Origin of the sequence: Actinophytocola sp. (assembly GCF_045807065.1) — a bacterium.
In the GTDB taxonomy this organism is placed as follows: domain Bacteria; phylum Actinomycetota; class Actinomycetes; order Mycobacteriales; family Pseudonocardiaceae; genus Actinophytocola.
This window is the reverse complement of record NZ_JBJMIE010000193.1, coordinates 1-16,567: the sequence shown is the minus strand read 5'-3', so window position 1 is coordinate 16,567 and position 16,567 is coordinate 1. Positions and strand designations below refer to the sequence as shown.

Annotated in this window: 16 protein-coding genes and 2 tRNA genes; 14 read left to right on the top strand and 4 right to left on the bottom strand. The window is 69.4% G+C overall.

Annotated features, from left to right (window positions below; all coding sequences use genetic code 11):
• Together ACJ73U_RS11225 and ACJ73U_RS11220 are read right to left on the bottom strand one after the other, a co-directional pair.
• A partial coding sequence (locus ACJ73U_RS11225; protein WP_407777507.1) for a VOC family protein occupies positions 1-183 on the bottom strand: 183 nt, incomplete at its 3' end.
• A 10-nt stretch (positions 184-193) separates the two neighbouring features.
• Positions 194-655: a helix-turn-helix transcriptional regulator gene (locus tag ACJ73U_RS11220; RefSeq protein ID WP_407777506.1), complete on the bottom strand. Its 462-nt coding sequence runs from the start codon at positions 653-655 to the stop codon at positions 194-196.
• 470 nt (positions 656-1,125) lie between these two features.
• On the opposite strand from ACJ73U_RS11220, the gene ACJ73U_RS11215 reads away from it, so the two are divergent.
• From ACJ73U_RS11215 to ACJ73U_RS11165, 11 genes are all read left to right on the top strand, one after another.
• A complete protein-coding gene (locus ACJ73U_RS11215; RefSeq protein ID WP_407777505.1) occupies positions 1,126-1,767 on the top strand; it encodes a hypothetical protein in 642 nt (213 codons plus the stop codon).
• Positions 1,768-2,098: 331 nt separating this feature from the next.
• The gene (locus tag ACJ73U_RS11210; protein ID WP_407777504.1) at positions 2,099-4,672 is read left to right on the top strand and encodes a nitrate- and nitrite sensing domain-containing protein; all 2,574 of its coding nucleotides are present in this window, start codon (positions 2,099-2,101) and stop codon (positions 4,670-4,672) included.
• On the top strand, positions 4,650-5,063 hold the full coding sequence (locus ACJ73U_RS11205; RefSeq protein ID WP_407777503.1) for a roadblock/LC7 domain-containing protein: 414 nt from the start codon (positions 4,650-4,652) through the stop codon (positions 5,061-5,063). The genes ACJ73U_RS11210 and ACJ73U_RS11205 overlap by 23 nt, the downstream gene beginning before the upstream one ends.
• A complete protein-coding gene (locus ACJ73U_RS11200) occupies positions 5,060-5,431 on the top strand; it encodes a DUF742 domain-containing protein (RefSeq protein ID WP_407777502.1) in 372 nt (123 codons plus the stop codon). Before ACJ73U_RS11205 ends, ACJ73U_RS11200 begins: the two co-directional genes overlap by 4 nt.
• On the top strand, positions 5,412-5,996 hold the full coding sequence (locus tag ACJ73U_RS11195; protein ID WP_407777501.1) for a GTP-binding protein: 585 nt from the start codon (positions 5,412-5,414) through the stop codon (positions 5,994-5,996). Before ACJ73U_RS11200 ends, ACJ73U_RS11195 begins: the two co-directional genes overlap by 20 nt.
• Positions 5,997-6,116: 120 nt before the next feature.
• The gene (locus ACJ73U_RS11190; protein WP_407777500.1) at positions 6,117-7,256 is read left to right on the top strand and encodes a cytochrome P450; all 1,140 of its coding nucleotides are present in this window, start codon (positions 6,117-6,119) and stop codon (positions 7,254-7,256) included.
• Between the two features lie 443 nt (positions 7,257-7,699).
• Complete coding sequence (locus ACJ73U_RS11185) at positions 7,700-10,021, top strand: ATP-binding protein (RefSeq protein ID WP_407777499.1); 2,322 nt, start codon at positions 7,700-7,702, stop codon at positions 10,019-10,021.
• A gap of 3 nt (positions 10,022-10,024) precedes the next feature.
• Positions 10,025-10,447 carry a roadblock/LC7 domain-containing protein gene (locus ACJ73U_RS11180; RefSeq protein WP_407777498.1) on the top strand — a complete coding sequence of 141 codons (423 nt, stop codon included), beginning with the start codon at positions 10,025-10,027 and terminating at the stop codon, positions 10,445-10,447.
• A 10-nt stretch (positions 10,448-10,457) separates the two neighbouring features.
• Positions 10,458-10,844, top strand: a complete 387-nt coding sequence (locus tag ACJ73U_RS11175; RefSeq protein ID WP_407777497.1) for a DUF742 domain-containing protein — start codon at positions 10,458-10,460, stop codon at positions 10,842-10,844.
• Entirely contained in the window at positions 10,822-11,406 is a 585-nt protein-coding gene (locus tag ACJ73U_RS11170; RefSeq protein ID WP_407777496.1) for a GTP-binding protein, read from the top strand. The genes ACJ73U_RS11175 and ACJ73U_RS11170 overlap by 23 nt, the downstream gene beginning before the upstream one ends.
• A 31-nt stretch (positions 11,407-11,437) precedes the next feature.
• On the top strand, positions 11,438-12,217 hold the full coding sequence (locus tag ACJ73U_RS11165) for an MHYT domain-containing protein (protein ID WP_407777495.1): 780 nt from the start codon (positions 11,438-11,440) through the stop codon (positions 12,215-12,217).
• Between the two features lie 309 nt (positions 12,218-12,526).
• Here ACJ73U_RS11165 and ACJ73U_RS11160 read toward each other — a convergent pair whose 3' ends face one another.
• A complete protein-coding gene (locus ACJ73U_RS11160; protein WP_407777494.1) occupies positions 12,527-13,111 on the bottom strand; it encodes a hypothetical protein in 585 nt (194 codons plus the stop codon).
• 101 nt (positions 13,112-13,212) lie between these two features.
• Between ACJ73U_RS11160 and ACJ73U_RS11155 the strand changes: the two genes are divergently transcribed.
• The 3 genes from ACJ73U_RS11155 to ACJ73U_RS11145 all read left to right on the top strand — a co-directional run bounded on the left by ACJ73U_RS11155 (position 13,213) and on the right by ACJ73U_RS11145 (position 15,377).
• Positions 13,213-15,144 (top strand): acetoacetate--CoA ligase, encoded by a 1,932-nt coding sequence (locus ACJ73U_RS11155; RefSeq protein WP_407777493.1) that lies wholly within the window; start codon positions 13,213-13,215, stop codon positions 15,142-15,144.
• A 58-nt stretch (positions 15,145-15,202) separates the two neighbouring features.
• Positions 15,203-15,289 (top strand) — tRNA-Ser (locus tag ACJ73U_RS11150).
• A gap of 15 nt (positions 15,290-15,304) precedes the next feature.
• Positions 15,305-15,377, top strand: a tRNA-Arg gene (locus tag ACJ73U_RS11145).
• Between the two features lie 87 nt (positions 15,378-15,464).
• On the opposite strand, the gene ACJ73U_RS11140 is transcribed toward ACJ73U_RS11145, so the two are convergent.
• On the bottom strand, positions 15,465-15,629 hold the full coding sequence (locus ACJ73U_RS11140) for a hypothetical protein (RefSeq protein ID WP_407777492.1): 165 nt from the start codon (positions 15,627-15,629) through the stop codon (positions 15,465-15,467).
• Positions 15,630-16,567: the final 938 nt, after the last annotated feature.

Here is a 16,567-nt window from a genome sequence, read left to right as displayed (position 1 = left end):
GACCGTCGGCGGGGTCAGGACGATGGCCGTGTCGGGCTGGTTGGGGGGACCGACCGTGATCCAGTGCAGGCCGTTGTACTCGACGTCGTTGCGGACCTCGAAGCCGAGGGCGTCGCGGTAGAAGGCCACGGCGGCCTCCGGGTCGTCCTGGGGGAGGAAGGAGGAGTGAATGGTGATGTCCATGGCGGTGACACTATGTGCGCGCCGAGGGCCGTGCTTCTCGATTCCTGACCGGTCTGGTCACCTGTTTCGCGACGCACGGCGGCATCCCCGCCGTCGCCTGCGCCTCCTGCTGCCGGTAGGTGCTCGGTGGCATCCCCACCAGCTCGGTGAAGCGGGTGCTGAAGGTGCCCAGCGACGAGCAGCCCACCGCGAAGCAGACCTCGGTGACGCTGAGGTCGCCCTGGCGCAGCAACGCCATCGCCCGCTCGACGCGCCGGGTCATCAGGTACGAGTACGGTGACTCTCCGTAGACACGACGGAACTCACGGCTGAGGTGCCCGGCCGACATGTGCGCGTCCCGGGCGAGCGCCTCGACGTTCAGCGGCTTGGCGTACTCCCGGTCGATCCGGTCACGGACGCGGCGCAGGCGCACGAGGTCACTCAGACGCGCCGTTCCGGCGGATGTGCTGGTCACGGCCCGATGGTGCCACATCCGCCGGGTCATCCGGATGGGTGACGCGCGCTGGATCGAACCCGTGCCCCGGCCTGAGGGGCCGGTGTCCTACCGCTGGACGAACGCGTGGGCGCGGATGCCGCGAGTCGAACGCGATGTCTCCTGAGCCCACGAACTCCCTCGCGGAAAACGCGCGGAAAACAGTGGAGTCGCCGCCGGAATTCCCGGCCGGCGACTCCCGGGAGCGTGCCCCGGTGGGGGCCACGGTGAAGGATCCTGGACGCCATTCTCGCAGCTCACGCGGGTGCGGCTCGGGTAGCACCGAGCGGCGGAGGCACTGCGCGGGTCGCCGGTCGATGCCCGTCATGACCGCTCCTCGAATGCGTTGTCGTGTCGCGAACAATGGTCGGGAATTGCGCACTCGCGTCGCCGGCATGAAATGCGTCGAGTTGACACAACGGTTACCCTGAACCGCGACCTGCCCGCGAGTGGACGCACGGGGATGATCAATGCCGCGGCTATCGTTCGAGGAGCCCAGGGGCGGCCCCTTCGCGAAGACCGCACGCATGGGGAAGCACGCCAGACCGGAACCGGAGCCCGAGTGGCCCGAGGCGGACCCCGACCCGCACCCGGTGCCGGACCCCGAGCAGGACGCGGCCACCGAGCTGTTCGAGCAGTTCACGGACGAGCCGGAGGAGGAGCGCCGGCCCGGCCGCGACAGGGTCGTCCTCATCCTCAGGGCCGCCACGATCGCCGTGGCCATCGCGCTCGTCGGGTTCATCATCGTGCTCGCCACCTCCGGCGGGGACGAGGCGGCGACCAACTCGCCCACCGTGCCCAAGATCCCGACCAGCCACGACCCGTCCGCCACGCCGCCGGCCACCGCCACGACGTCGACGCCACCCATCGGCGCCATCGTCGCGCCGCCGGTCCACTCGCAGACGACCGAGATCGTGCCCCCACCGGTGACCCAGCCCACGGTCCCGACCGAGGACCCGCCGCCACCGAGCCCCGGCGGGAACCAGTTCGTCCGCATCGGTGAGCCGTGCGATACGCAGGGTGCCTACGCGTTCACGGAGCGTTTCGAACCGGTCGTGTGTGACGCGGGTCGCCATGGCGAGCCACTCGCCTGGCGCCGGATGTTCCGATAGGTCCAGACCAATCCGCACCGTGACCGATCAGGTGCGGAAGGCGACCAAATGAGCCGTTCGGCATGTCAAAACGGCCGTTACGCACTGTTCGCTGGTCTGTCCGGTTACCAGTTTTCCCGATGGCAACTGCATACTGGTAAGAAGCGTCACCGGAAATATTTGACTCACCGACCGGGGGTGTTTACCGTTCCCGGTCGGGTCCGGGACCGCAAGTGCTCCCTGACGTCAACCAGTGGGAACGCCGGAAGGAAAGCGGACCGCGGTGAAGATCACGTCCATCCGGCGGCGCCGGGCGCTATCTATTCGTACCCGTGTGCTGACACTGGCACTGGTGCCGAGTATCGTTTTCTTGATCGCCGGTGTCCTCGGCGCGGGATTTCTGATCTTCGACGCCGCGAAGACCAAGAATTATTACCAGATCGCGAGCTCCGCGCAGGACCAGGCGCTGCCGCTGATCATCTCGCTGCAGGAGGAGCGGCGCCTGACGCTGCGCAGGCTGGCCAGCTACGGCACGTTCCAGGCCGACCTCATCAAGCAGCGCGAGGCGACCAACTCGGTCTCCAAGCAGGCCCAGGACGGGCTGACCGAGCTCGCCGACGTGGCCCCGGTCGAGGTGGACCGGGCGGTCAGCCAGTTCAAGAAGCTGATGGGTGAGCTGCCCGCGATGCGGGCCCGCGTCGACAGCGGCCAGGTGCCGGTCAGCGAGGCCTTCGGCCTCTACAACGACATCATCGACCAGTTCGTCGCGGGCGCCAAGGGCCTCGCGCAGTTCGCGCCGGACGCCGAGATCGCGTACCGGCAGATGATCGTCGCGCCGCTCCTGGAGAGCGCGGACCTCATGCAGCGCTCCGACGCCCTCGCCGCTGCGGAGCTGGTCGGCGGCGGTCTCACCAAGATCGACTTCAGCACCTACCAGGGTCAGGTCGGCTCGTACCACCTCGAGCTGGACGAGACCATCCCGCTCACCGAGCCCGACGTGCAGGCGCAGTACCGCACCCTCACCGGCAGCCCGGCCTGGCTACGGCTGATGTCGGTCGAGGAGACGCTGGTCGGCGGCAACAACAACATCCCCATCAGCGAGGACCTCTGGCGCGGTGCCGCGGGCGACGTCAGCAAGGCGCTGACGGTCATGCTCCAGACCCAGAACGACCGCACCAACGCGCTGGCGCTGTCGAAGGTCAACGGCACGCTCACCGAGTCGATCGTCGCCGGTGTCCTGGTGCTCCTCGTGGTGACCGGCGTCTTCGTGCTGGCGATCCGGCTGTCCCGCCGGCTCATCGAGCGGCTCGTCCGACTGCGGACCGAGACCCTCGAACTGGCCGAGAACCGGCTGCCGTCGCTGGTCGAGCGGGTGCGGACCGGCGCGGACGTCCAGGCCTCCGAGGTCGCGCTGCGTGAGTACGGCGGCGACGAGATCGGCGAGGTCGCGGAGGCGTTCAACAAGGCCCAGCAGACCGCGATCGCGGCGGCCGTGCAGGAGGCCAAGACCCGCGAGGGCACCAACAAGGTGTTCCTCAACATCGCCCACCGCAGCCAGGTCATCGTGCACCGCCAGCTCAAGACGCTGGACGAGGCCGAGCGCAAGCAGGAGGACCCGGAGCAGCTCGAGCTGCTGTTCCAGCTCGACCACCTGACCACCCGCCAGCGGCGCAACGCCGAGAACCTGATCATCCTCGGTGGCGGGCAGCCGGGCCGGAAGTGGCGCAACCCGGTGAGCCTCACCGAGGTCGCCCGCGGCGCGGCCGCCGAGACCGAGGACTTCGCTCGGGTCAAGATCGCCAAGCTGCCGGCGCGCAAGGTCATCGGTCCGGTCGTCGGCGACCTCGTCCACCTGCTCGCCGAGCTGATCGACAACGCGACCACGTTCTCCCCGCCCGGCTCGCGGGTCGAGGTCAGGGGCAACATCGTCGGCCGCGGCGTGGTTCTCGAAATTGAGGACCAAGGACTCGGTATCGAAGCGGACCGTGTCGACGATCTCAACAGCATGCTCGCCAACCCACCGGACTTCGGCATCATGGCGCTGTCCGCCGAGCCGCGGCTCGGGCTGTTCGTGGTCGCCCGCCTCGCGGCGCGGCACGGCGTCAGCGTCTCGCTGCGGGAGTCCGCGTACGGCGGCACCAGGGCGATCGTGCTGGTCCGCAACGAGCTGCTCGGCCCGGACGCCGACAGCCCGGCCCCGGCCGACGACGCCGTCCGGCCCGAGCGGAAGGCCCCGCCGGAGACTCCGGCCGAGCGGACCGACAACCACCTGCCGGCCGTCACGTCGGTACCCGGGCCGGCACCCGGCACGACGATCAAGCTGTCGATCCCCGGCGCGGTGAACCTGCCGGGCCTGCCGCCGCTGCCCGTGGTGGAGTCCCGCCCCGGCGAGGACCTGTTCCGCCCGCAGCTGCCCGCCGACGGCGAGAACAAGCCGAACCTGCCGCAGCGCAGGCAGCAGACCCCGCCGGAGCAGGCCGAACCGACACGGTCGGCGCCCGCGCGGCCGGTGGAACCGCGCCAGGTGGAACCCGAGGTCTCGAACGGCCACGAGCCGGCGCAGCCGTCTCCAGGCCAGCCGGCGCCCCAGGACGAGACCCGTCCGCAGCCCGTGCCGCAGCCGCCCGTGCCGCAGCCGCAGTCGGCGCAGCAGCCCCAGCAGTACGCACCGCAGCTGGCCAGCAGGCCGCCGCTGCCCCAGCGCCGCCGCCAGCAGAACCTGGCGCCGCAGCTGCGGGAGGACCCCGCACCCGTGTGGCCGCAGGCAGCGGCCAACTCGGAGCACAATCGAGACGACAGCCCGGAGCAGGCACGCAGCCGCCTGGCCGCGTTCCAGGCCGGATCGCGTCGGGGTCGGCACGCGCAAGCGTCCGAGGAGACCTTGAACGGGAGGAGCCCAGGCAATGGCCAACACCGCAGTGAATGAGCTGGACTGGCTGCTTGACGAGCTGGTCAAGCGCGTTGCCGGCGTCGACCGTGCCGTGGTGCTCTCGGCGGACGGGCTGCTGATCGGGCGGTCGAGCAACCTCTCGACGGGTGACGCGGAGCACCTGTCCGCGGTCGCGTCGGCCTTCCAGAGCCTCGCGCGGGGCACCGGCCGGCACTTCGGCGGCGGCCAGGTCCGGCAGACGCTGGTCGAGATGGACCACGCGTTCCTGTTCGTGACCGCTGCCGGGCACGGTGCGTGCCTCGCGCTGCTCGCCGACGAGACCGCGGACGTGGGCATGGTCGCCTACGAGATGAACATGATGGTCAAGCGGGTCGGCGCGGTGCTCACCGCCAAGCCCCGGGAGTTCATGGATCGACCAGTGCCATGACAGCCAAGGACGAGGAGTGGATCGACGAGGCCGACGGCTCGCTGGTTCGGCCGTACGCCATGACGGGCGGCCGTACCCGGTCGGACACCCTCGGTCTCGACCTGATCACGCTCGTCGTCGCGATGCATCCGGCCACGGAGGTCGAGGTGGAGCCGGAGTACGAGAGGATCATGTCGGCCTGCCAGTTCCCGACCTCGGTGGTCGAGGTGGCCGCCAAGGTCGACCTCCCGCTGCAGGTGGTGAAGGTCCTCCTGTCGGACCTCATCAACCAGCGACTGATCATCTTCCGCTCGCCGGTCGCGCCCGCGAACGAGCGGCCAAGCCAACACGTTCTCCAGGCGGTTCTCGATGGCATACGCAAGCTCTGACCAGCAAGCCAGAGCGACCAAGATCGTGATCGCCGGCGGCTTCGGCGTCGGCAAGACCACCATGGTCGGATCGGTGAGCGAGATCCCGCCGCTGCGCACCGAGGAACTGATCACCGAGGCGTCCGCGGGCGTCGACGACCTGGCCGGCGTCGAGCAGAAGACCACGACCACGGTCGCGCTGGACTTCGGCCGCATCACGATCAACCCGCAGCTGATCCTCTACCTGTTCGGCACGCCGGGCCAGAACCGCTTCTGGTTCATGTGGGACGAGCTGGCCCGCGGCGCGATCGGCGCGGTCGTCCTGGCCGACACCCGCCGGCTGGACAGCTGTTTCGCCGCGGTGGACTACTTCGAGCGCCGCGGCCTGCCGTTCGTGGTGGCGGTCAACTGCTTCGACACCGCCTACCGCTACGGCACCGAAGAGGTCCGCCAGGCCCTCGACCTGGACGAGCTCACCCCGATCCTGCTCTGCGACGCGCGTGACCGGGAGTCCACCAAGCAGGTCCTGGTCACCCTCCTCCAGCACGCCATGGCCGAAGCCCGGCTGACCACGACCACCAGCTGACCCGCCGCGAGTCCCGCGTTCGGCACCCCTGAGTCGCGTTCTCGCGCGCACTCGGGGCGCCGAGGTCAGCTGTCCGCATCCAGATGATAGCGTCATATGAACACAACATCTGGAGATGACATGTACGAGGTCGACCTCACCAACCCGGACGTGATCCGCGATCCGTTCACCGCCTACCGACGAGCCCGCGAGGCCGCCCCGGTGGTCCGCCTGAACATCCCCGGCATGCCCATGTGGGCCCTGACCAGGCACGCCGATGCCCGAGCCGTGCTCACCGACCCGCGGTTCGCGATCACGTCGAGCAGCTTCGTCGGCATCCCGGGCGTCCCCGAGGGCTACGACGCCTACCTGCACACCATGTCCGAGCTGGACGGCCCCGACCACCTGCGCCTGCGCCGGTTGGCCGCTCCCGCGTTCACCGCACGCCGCGCACAGGACTTCCGCCCGAGCGTCGAGCCGATCGCCGAGAAGCTCCTGGCCACGCTCCCCTCGGAGCCCGACCTGCTGCGCGACTTCGCGAAGCCCCTGCCGATGCACGTGATCTGCGAGCTGGTCGGCATCCCGGCGGCAGAGCGGGCCGCCTGGGTCGAGTGGGGCGCGATCGTGGCCGCGTTCGATGCGCCGCGCCTCGGCGAGGCGGTGCCGGGGATCATCGAGTCCGCCAGGTCCGCGGTCGCCGCACGCCCGGAGACCGGCCTCCTGGCCGACCTGGTCCGTGCCGAGGACCGCCTGACCGACACGGAGCTGGTCACGCTCGTCTGGCACGTCGTCCTGGCCGGCCAGACCCCCGCGAACCTGATCGCGAACGCCGTGGCGGAGCTGTGGACCCGCCCGGACGTGCTGGCCGCCCTCCGCGCCGACCCGTCCCTGCTCCCCGGTGCCGTGGACGAGCTGATGCGCTGGTGCGGTCCCCAGCTGCTGACCGTCCCCCGCTCCGCCACCGAGGACGTGGACCTGCTGGGCACGACGGTCAAGGCGGGGGAGCCGGTCACGGTCGCGATCGCGGCCGTCAACCGCGATCCCGAGGCGTTCCCCGACCCGGACCGCTTCGACATCACCCGAGGCGCGGCCACCCACCTCGGGTTCGGGCACGGCCCCCACTTCTGCCTCGGCGCCGCGCACGCCCGCGTGCAGACGGAGGTGGCGCTGTCGGCCCTCCTCGTCCGCGACCTGACGCTGGCCGTCGATCCGGCCGAGCTCCGCGCTCCGGATCCGGGCACCTGGCGCCTCACCGCCCTCCCGGTTCGCGTCGGAGAGTAACGATCATCGGCCTGTTCCGGTCAGGATAGTCCACTCTGGAAACGCTTACATTGCTGGACAGATGGCCAAGAACTCGCGTCTCCGCGGGCCGCGACAAGCACTCCGTTCGGTTACTGGCTGTCTGCAAGTTGCACGATCGGGGACGCGACCATCACACTAATGGAGCAGTAACGGAGGCCGAAAAATAGGACAATCCGGACATGACCGTAAGACTTCCGGCTGACGCCTTGACACGCAAGCGTGGTTCCGATTGTCTCCTGATCCGGCGCCCAGGTCGGGAACAAAGTGCAACTCGTGACGCCGGTTAGGGCGAACCTCTTTCGCATACAGCGCAGCTCGAGTTAGGCGGATGTCAGATGGGCAGCGGGGCCCCCGAGCCGGAGAAGCGGGTTTCCACCAGATGGCGCATCGACAACTGGAGCCTGCGAACGAAAGTCGCGGCAGTGCTCCTACTGCCGGCCATCATCGCGCTCGTACTGGGTGCGATCCGAGTCGAGACACGACTGGACGAGGCGAACAGGCTGAGCACGATCCGCGACCAGATGGTCGTGCTCGGTGAGTCGCTGAAGCTCGCCGACCTGGTGGTCGACGAGATGATCACCGCGGTGATCAACGACCCGAACCAGCGGCCGCGGCTGCGTGCCCAGCGCGCCGCCGTCGACCAGCAGGTGATCAGGGTGCGCGGCGCGGTGGACTTCGCGCAGCTGCCGCCCGAGGTCGACCGCACGCTGAGCGACTCGCTGGGCCGCCTAGCCGCGGTCCGCGTGCAGACCAGCAACGACGTCGGTGACCCGGTCACGGACATCGCCGCGTACCAGGAGGTCGTCAACGGCCTCACCGAGCTGGTGCCGGGCGTGGTCAGCGTGGCCCAGAGCGACGACCTCGACGAGCTGTCCAACTCCGTCCGGTCGCTGGTGCTGCTGCGGTCGGCCCTCGCCGCCGAGGAGTCCCTCCTGCGGTTCGCCGGACAGCCGCCGCAGACACCACAACGCATCGCCGCGGCCGCGCAGCAGTCCGCCGCCGAGGAGCGCATCCTCGGGGAGCAGCTGCAGGTCGGGCTGCCGGAATTCCAGCAGAACGACCTCGAGACCGCGACCGAGACGTCGGCGACCCGCCGCGCCAGTCTCCAGGAGGCGGTCGTCGACGCGGGCGCGATCGACCTGCGCAGCCTGCTGCCGAACATCCAGACCGAGGCCTCCCGGGTCCGGGACCTGTCCACACAGCTCGTGAACTACCTCGGCGACACGGTGACCAACCGCACCAACGACTCGCGGTCGGCCGCGCTGCGCGACACCGCGATCGTCATCGCGTCGCTGCTGATCGCCCTCGCGGTCGCGTTGGTCGTGGCCCAGTCGCTGCTCCAGCCGGTCCGCCGGCTGCGCCAGGCAGCGCTCAACGCCGCGCGCGAACAGCTGCCCAGGACGGTCGAGCGGGTGCGTGCCGGCGAGCAGATCTCCTGGTCGAGCAGGCAGATGGTGCCGGTCCGGACCACCGAGGAGATCGGCCAGCTGGCCCGCGCGTTCGACGACATGCACGAACAGGCCATCCTCCTCGCCGCCGAGCAGGCCGAGCTGCGCCGGCAGGTCAGCGAGATGTTCATGACGCTGTCCCGCCGCAGCCAGACGCTCGTCGAGTCGCAGCTGGAGGTCATCGAGGGTCTGGAGGCCGACGAGCAGGACCCGCGCCGGCTGTCCGGCCTGTTCCGGCTCGACCACCTCGCGACCCGCCTGCGCCGCAACGGCGAGAACCTCCAGGTCCTCGCCGGCGGCTCGCCGGCCCGCCGGGACAGCGCCCCGGTCACGGTCGTCGAGCTGCTGCGCGCGGCCACGTCCGAGATCGACGACTACCGCCGGATCACCCTCGCGCACGCGCCGAGCGGCTCGGTCCGCGCGGTCGCCGCCGCGGACGTCGTGCACATCCTGTCCGAGCTGCTGGAGAACGCGACCCGCTACTCGCCGCCGGACCAGAAGGTGGTGCTGTCCGCGGACCGCGGCGCCGACGGCGGCCTGCTGTTCGAGGTCGTCGACGCCGGCCTCGGCATGGCGGCGGACGACATCGAGGCGGCCAACCACCGGCTCGCCATGACCGACTACGTCGGCCCGGAGACCACCCGCCGCATGGGACTGTTCGTGGTCTCCCGCCTGGCCGCCCGGCACGGCGTCACCGTCCGGCTGCGACCGACGTTCGAGCGGGCGACGCGAGCCGGCATCACGGCGAGCATCCACCTGCCGGGTGCGCTGGTGATCGCGGGGACGACGCCGGAGAACATGGTGACCGCCGTGGCCACCCGGCGCGAGCTGGTGGCCGCGACGGCCAGGCTCGAGCCGGCCCCGATCTGGCCGACACACCTCGACGACCTGTCCGAAGAGCGCGTCGAGGCACCCCCCGACCAGCCCGCCATGTCGAGCTGGTTCATCGAGGAGACCTACCCGGACCTCGACACGACCGGCAATGGCGGCGGCGACGGGAACGGCGCGCCACACAGCAACTGGCTGACGCCGACCATGTCCTCCACCACACGGCCGGCGGCGGCACCCGCGCCGGCGCCGCGGCCCGCCGCGACCACCTCGGCAGGTCTGCCGGTCCGCACGCCCGGCGCACGCGCGCTGCCGACGGAACGGACCCAGACCGCCGTCCCCCAGACCGGTTTCCGGGATCCGGAGTCAATCCGAAACAACCTCTCGCGACACTACGACGGCGTGCTCGCCGCCCGGCGCGCGCGGGAGGAACCCGAGCCGGGCGGGAATGGCAAAGGGAGTGACTGACTGATGACTGAAGGCACGACGGCGACCGAACCGTCGTTGGGCTGGCTGGTTTCCGCGTTCACCAAGGAAGTTCCCGGGGTGGCGCACGCGGTGCTGGTGTCGGCGGACGGGTTGCTGGTAGCGGCCAGCGACGCGTTGCCACGCGACCGCGCGGACCAGATGTCCGCGCTGACCGCCGGGCTCACGAGCCTCACGGTCGGCGCCGCCGAGCTGTTCACGGCAGGCCGGGTCGTCCAGTCGGTGATCGAGATGGAACACGGGTTCCTGCTGCTGATGAGCGTCGGCGACGGCTCCCACCACGCGGTGATCGCCGCGGCGGGCTGCGACATCGGGCTCGTCGGCTACGAGATGACGTTGCTCGTCGACCGTGTCGGCCGCATGGTCGACACGCCGGTCCGCGGAGGCGGCGCCCCGGAGCAGGGCTGAAGGGTGCAACGTGAGCGACGTCCCTGACGGGAGCTACGAGAGAGGGTCGATGCCGCCGGCGTTGGCCCGCCCGTACTCGTGGACCGACGGGCGCACCCAACCGACCGTCGACATCGCGATCGAGGCCCGGGTGCTCACCACCCGGGCCGGTCGGGACATGACGCCACGGCTGACCAGTGCGTTGTGGACCGTCACGCAGCTGTGCTTCCAACCGAGGTCCGTCGCCGAGATCGGCGCGTACCTCGCGGTTCCACTCGGTGTGGCGAAGGTGCTCGTCGCGGACCTCGTCGCCGAAGGGCTGGTGAACGTCGAGGCGACCCTCGCGCACGACGCGGACGACGCGGAGCGGCGCGAGCTGATCGAGAGGGTCCTCAGTGGACTACGGGCAACCAAGTAGGGGCAAGCGGATCACGTCCGCGAAGATCGTGATCGCCGGTGGTTTCGGGGTCGGCAAGACGACGTTCGTCGGCTCGATGTCCGAGATCACCCCGCTGCGCACCGAGGCGCTGATGACCAGCGCCAGCGTGGGGATCGACGAGCTGGCCCGGATCCCCAACAAACTGGCGACCACGGTGGCCATGGACTTCGGCCGGCTCACGCTCGCCGACGACCTCGTGCTGTACGTGTTCGGCACGCCCGGCCAGCACCGGTTCTGGTTCATGTGGGACGACATCGTCCAGGGCGCCATCGCCGCGATCGTGCTGGTCGACCCGGAACGCCTGGCCGACGGGTTCGCCGCGGTGGACTACTTCGAGTCGCGCGGGATGCCGTTCCTGGTGGCCATCAACGAGTTCGACGGCGCGCGGCGGTTCACCCCCGACCAGGTCCGCGAGGCACTCGTGCTCGGCGACGACGTCGTGATCATCTCGTGCGACGCGAGGTCGCCGGAGTCGGCCAAGCGCGTGCTGATCTCCGCCAGCGAGCACTCGCTGTCTACCCTGGACGCCCGTACGGGCTGACACCCCTGCCGCACCAACTGAATGAGGCGCAATGGTTCATCACTTCGAGATGGGCATCTGGCTGCTGTTCCTGGCCTACGCCGTGTCGGTCGCCGGCTCCGCGATCGGCCTCGCCTGCGCGTACCACGCCCGCACCGCGACGGGCGGCACCCGCATGGGCTGGCTCGCGCTGGCGGCGGTCTCGATCGGTGGCGTCGGCATCTGGCTGATGCACTTCATCGGCATGCTCGGCTTCGCGACACCGGGACAGCCCGTCCGCTATGACATCGCACGCACCGTGCTGTCGGCCGTGCTGGCGATCGCCGCGGTGTTCTGCGGGCTGCTGCTGTTCGGCGTGCAGAAGCGGTCCGCGCTGTGGCGGCTCCTGGTCGCGGGCACGATCACCGGCCTCGCCGTGAACCTCATGCACTACACGGGCATGTGGGCGCTGAACATCAAGGGCACCATCACCTACAACCCGTTCCTGGTGGTGCTGTCGGTCATCATCGCCGTCGGCGCCGCGACCGCCGCCCTGTGGTTCACCGTCTCCGCCGAAGGCCTGGCGCAACGGCTGATGGCCGGCCTGGTGATGGGCCTCGCCTCGACCGGCATGCACTACGTGGGCATGGCCGCGGTGAACGTGGACCTGGACCCCGACGCGGCCGACCCGCCCGGCGTCGAGGTGTTCAGCTTCCTGTTCCCGGTGTTCATCCTCTCGGCGTTCGCCCTCGCGGTCCCCATCGTCGCGCTGCTGACCATCCCGAGGAGGGAAGACGCCGAGCGGGCGCAGGTGGGGGACCACCGCGTGCTCGACGCGGCACCGGTCGGGTAAGCGGTACAGCTGCTGTGGGGCCTGTGGCACCTGCCGCTGTTCCTCACCGGCTGGGCTGGCCCGCACGTCGACTGGACCTCGGTCCTCGAGTTCGTCGTCACGGCCGTGATGGTCAGCGTGATCATGACCTGGGTCTTCAACCACACCGCGAGAGCCTCCCGGTCGCCATGATCCTGCACGGCGGCATCAACAACTACATGTCGATCGCCTACCTGGCCATCTTCCCCACGGCGCCGCCACCCATGTCATCCTCATCGCCGCCACGGCCGTCGCGACCGCCCTGGTCCTCGCCACCCGCGGCCGCCTCGGCTACCGCGCCGCGTCGAGCAGCTCGAGGTAGCCGTCAACCGCCTCCCACAGGGCGTTCTCGGGGAACCGGTAGTCGCCCCGGTGCTCACGGCGCCAGTCACGCTCCCAGTAGTCGCGGTGGATCGCACGCAGCCGGGCCAGGGCCATCTCCAACTCGGACGCGGCCCTGGCCTTCGTCTCGGCTTCGCTGGCCCACACCCGGGGCAGGTCGCCGAACCGCTGCTCGGCCAGCGCGTCGAGCACGTCCTCGTCGACCCCGTCGAGCGACCAGAACCGAACCGGCCCGCGAATGTGGTGGTTCCACACCGGCACGTGCCGCGACCGCCACCAGAAGGCGAAGCCGCCCTTGTCGAGCCGGAGCGTCCGCACGAGCCAGCCAACGACACTGGGCTGCGATCCCCACGGCACCTCCTCCGGCGGCAGATCCAGCACGAGCGCGATGTCGACGCCTTCGACCGGATCGGCCCCGTCGAGCAGTTCGCCGAAGACGTATGCCTCGTGCAGGAGCGGCTTCTCGAGACGGCCCAGCTCCTGGCACGCGTCGGCCAGCATCCGCAGCCGCTGAACTCCTCGCCCATAGCGCATGCGGCAATCTTCCCAGTGCCCACCGCGGTATCGGCCGCTCGTCGGCGGTTGTGTGGGCCGACACCATGGCAAGGCCACGCGATTTGGGATAGGAACAGGTCATGAGCGACACACCGTTGTGGCGACCGGACCCCGCCAGGGCCGAGCAGAGCAGGATGGCGGAGTTCCGCAGGTGGCTGGCCCAGGAGCGGGGCGTCGAGGTGGCCGACTACCAGGCGCTGTGGGAGTGGTCGACCAGCGACCTCGAGGCGTTCTGGGGCGCGTTGGTGGACTTCCTGGGCGTCCGCTTCCACGCCGGCTACGACCGCGTGCTCGGCTCGACGGAGATGCCCGGCGCCGAGTGGTTCCCCGGCGCGACGCTCAACTACGCCGAACACGCCCTGTCGACGGGCGCCGACGACGACGTGGCGGTGATCTTCGAACGCGAGGACGGCCTGTCGTCCACCCTGACCTACGGGGAGCTGCGGTCGCAGGTGGCGGGCGTCCGCGCCGCCCTGGTGGACCTGGGCGTACGCCGCGGCGACCGGGTCGTAGCCCTGGCCCCCAACATGCCACGCACCCTGGTGGCGTTCCTGGCGGCGGCGAGCCTGGGCGCGACGTGGTCGTCCTGCTCCCCGGACTTCGGCGTGCGGGCGATAGCCGACCGCTTCACCCAGATCGAACCGGTGGTCCTGTTCGCGGTGGACGGTTACGTCTACAACGGCCGGGCCTTCGACGTCCGCCCCACCATCGCCGCGCTGCAGCGGGAGATCCCGACCCTGCGCGCGACGGTGCTGATCGACTACCTGTCACCCGAGACGACGGCCCCCGACACCGTGCCGTGGTCGTCGTTCATCCGGTCCGAGGCCGAACCGGCCTTCGACCCGGTCCCCTTCGACCACCCCCTGTGGGTCCTGTACTCGTCCGGCACGACGGGCCTCCCGAAGGGCATCGTCCAGGGCCAGGGCGGGATAGTCGTGGAACACCTGAAGATGCTGGCGCTCCACTCCGACTTCGGCCCGGGCGACCGCTTCTTCTGGTTCACGACCACCGGCTGGATGATGTGGAACTACCTCATCTCGGCCCTCCTGGTAGGTGCGACCGTGGTGATGTACGACGGCAGCCCCGGCCACCCCGACCTGGGCACCCTGTGGCGCCTGGCGGCTCGGCACGGTGTCACCTACTTCGGCACGTCGGCCCCGTACATCCAGTCCTGCCTCAAACAGCACCTCGACCCGGCGAGGGACAACGACCTGTCGGCCCTGCGCGCACTCGGCTCGACGGGCGCCCCCCTGAGCCCCGAGGGCTTCGAGTGGATAGCGGAGTCACTGGGTGCGCATGTCCAGATCTGTTCGGTATCGGGCGGCACGGACCTGTGCACGGCGTTCGTCGGCTCGGCCCCGGACGTGCCGGTCTGGCTGGGCGAGCTGTCGTGCCGCACCCTGGGCGCCGCGGTGGAGAGCTGGTCGCCCGACGGAAAGCCCCTGGTAGACGAGGTAGGCGAACTGGTCATCACCAAACCGATGCCGTCCATGCCCCTGTACCTGTGGGGCGACCAGACCGGTGAGCGAATGCGCGAGTCGTACTTCGAGCCCTACCCGGGCGTCTGGCGCCACGGGGACTGGATCCGCATCACCCCACGCGGCTCCGCCGTGATCTACGGCCGCTCGGACTCCACCCTCAACCGAGGCGGCGTGAGAATGGGCACAAGCGAGTTCTACCGCGTGGTGGAAGCGTTCGACGAGGTAGCCGACTCCCTCGTCATCGACACGTCGTCCGACCGAGAAGGCGAGCTGGTCTGCTACCTCGTCCTCGCGGACGGTGTGACCCTCGACGCGGTGGAGCCACGCCTCCGCTCGGCGCTTCGTTCGGCCCTGTCCCCCCGCCACGTCCCGGACAGGTTCGTGGTGATCAAGGAGGTACCCAGAACCCTGAACGGCAAGAAGTGCGAGGTCCCGGTGAAGAAGATCCTGTCCGGCGTACCCCCGGAACGAGCGGTCAGCAGGGACGCCCTGGCCAACCCGGACGCCCTGACGGCCTTCCTGCCGAGCTAGCCCCCCAGTTTGGTCGCCGGGAGACCGCGTGTGTAAGGTATCCGCTGAGCGGTCTCCGGGAGGCTTCGCCTAGTCTGGTCTATGGCGCCGCACTGCTAATGCGGTTGGGGGCAACCCCTCCCGGGTTCAAATCCCGGAGCCTCCGCTTATAACTGAACATGCGCCCGTAGCTCAACGGATAGAGCATCTGACTACGGATCAGAAGGTTAGGGGTTCGAATCCCTTCGGGCGCGCTCGTTGCTATGGTTGAGGCAACCGTGGGCCCGGACTGTCGAGTCCGGGCCCACACTTTACTCACACAAAATCACGCGATTCTCAGATCAGATCTGGCTTGCGGTGTAGCCCTCGACAGCCTCTGCAAGCCGGTTGATCGCCGATGCAATCGCGAGCAATGCTTCTATGGAAGCGGCAGCGTCATTCTCTCCCACCAGGCTCTGGGCCTGCTGCTCGTGCATGCCGGGACCAACCATGCTGTTGTCGTCCACGTCCATCACCTTTCGTCATTGCTCGGCGACTCACCGTCGTCATCCTCACATGGACCACTGACACTTCTAGCGCTCTCGTCGATCACGTCAAGTAGCTTCGCGACCTTCGGGCTCGGCTGGGCACGGCCGAGGTAGGTGTCCAGCGTCTCGCTCACTCGCTTGTGGCCGAGTTGGTCAGCGATCTCCCGAACTGTCAACCCACCATCGTCGAGCAGCGTGGCCGCCGTCTTGCAGAAGTTGTGGCTCGTAAGCCACGTCAAGCGCGCCGCCGCCGGCGGCGGCGCGGTCGGCCCGTCACGATGGCGACGTGGCCTGCATCCATCGCGGCACGGCCGGCTACCGCTCCGCTCACGCCGGCAGGCCTGCGCGGCGCAGCCCACAGCCCGCGACGGGAGCGCCGCCGCCGGCGGCGGCACGAGGACCTCAGAGACAGGTGAGCAGCTCCCTCGGCCTCGATCATCTAACGCCGGACCGCCGGCATCAAGAGCGCTCCGCGTCGCTCACGCGATCGAGCTGCGCTCGGCTCTTGACACCGACGACCCAGCGCGACGTGAGGGCCTGTACGAGGGAGCCGGAGGGGACTGGATCCGACAGGGCGGGTCCGTAGCGTCGGATGCGAGCAGACCTCGGCGTATCGTCGGCCAGCAAGATCAAAGCCACACCTTACCCACACAAAACGTCCCAAAACGATGGAAGACGATCACCGGTGGTGAGGACTGAGAACCGTTGGGGTGTAAGGGATCGCGAGGCTTTGGAAGAAGCCCGGGACAGCCGGCTCCCAACAGAAGGTTAGGGGTTCGAATCCCTTCGGGCGCGCATACAGATCGGCAGGCCAGAGACTTGTTGATCGTCCACAAAGGGATGGGGTCTCATGATCCATCCCTTTAAGTATTCCTGTAAGTACAGAGATGCGCCTGCCGGTCAAAGGGGTGACCGTG

Bases quoted from the DNA above. Each gene is read 5' to 3' on its own strand.
- ACJ73U_RS11220 (WP_407777506.1), bottom strand. From the start codon at position 655: ATGTGGCACCATCGGGCCGTGACCAGCACATCCGCCGGAACGGCGCGT.
- ACJ73U_RS11215 (WP_407777505.1), top strand. From the start codon at position 1,126: ATGCCGCGGCTATCGTTCGAGGAGCCCAGGGGCGGCCCCTTCGCGAAG.
- ACJ73U_RS11205 (WP_407777503.1), top strand. From the start codon at position 4,650: ATGGCCAACACCGCAGTGAATGAGCTGGACTGGCTGCTTGACGAGCTG.
- ACJ73U_RS11200 (WP_407777502.1), top strand. From the start codon at position 5,060: ATGACAGCCAAGGACGAGGAGTGGATCGACGAGGCCGACGGCTCGCTG.
- ACJ73U_RS11195 (WP_407777501.1), top strand. From the start codon at position 5,412: ATGGCATACGCAAGCTCTGACCAGCAAGCCAGAGCGACCAAGATCGTG.
- ACJ73U_RS11190 (WP_407777500.1), top strand. From the start codon at position 6,117: ATGTACGAGGTCGACCTCACCAACCCGGACGTGATCCGCGATCCGTTC.
- ACJ73U_RS11180 (WP_407777498.1), top strand. From the start codon at position 10,025: ATGACTGAAGGCACGACGGCGACCGAACCGTCGTTGGGCTGGCTGGTT.
- ACJ73U_RS11165 (WP_407777495.1), top strand. From the start codon at position 11,438: ATGGTTCATCACTTCGAGATGGGCATCTGGCTGCTGTTCCTGGCCTAC.
- ACJ73U_RS11160 (WP_407777494.1), bottom strand. From the start codon at position 13,111: ATGCGCTATGGGCGAGGAGTTCAGCGGCTGCGGATGCTGGCCGACGCG.
- ACJ73U_RS11155 (WP_407777493.1), top strand. From the start codon at position 13,213: ATGAGCGACACACCGTTGTGGCGACCGGACCCCGCCAGGGCCGAGCAG.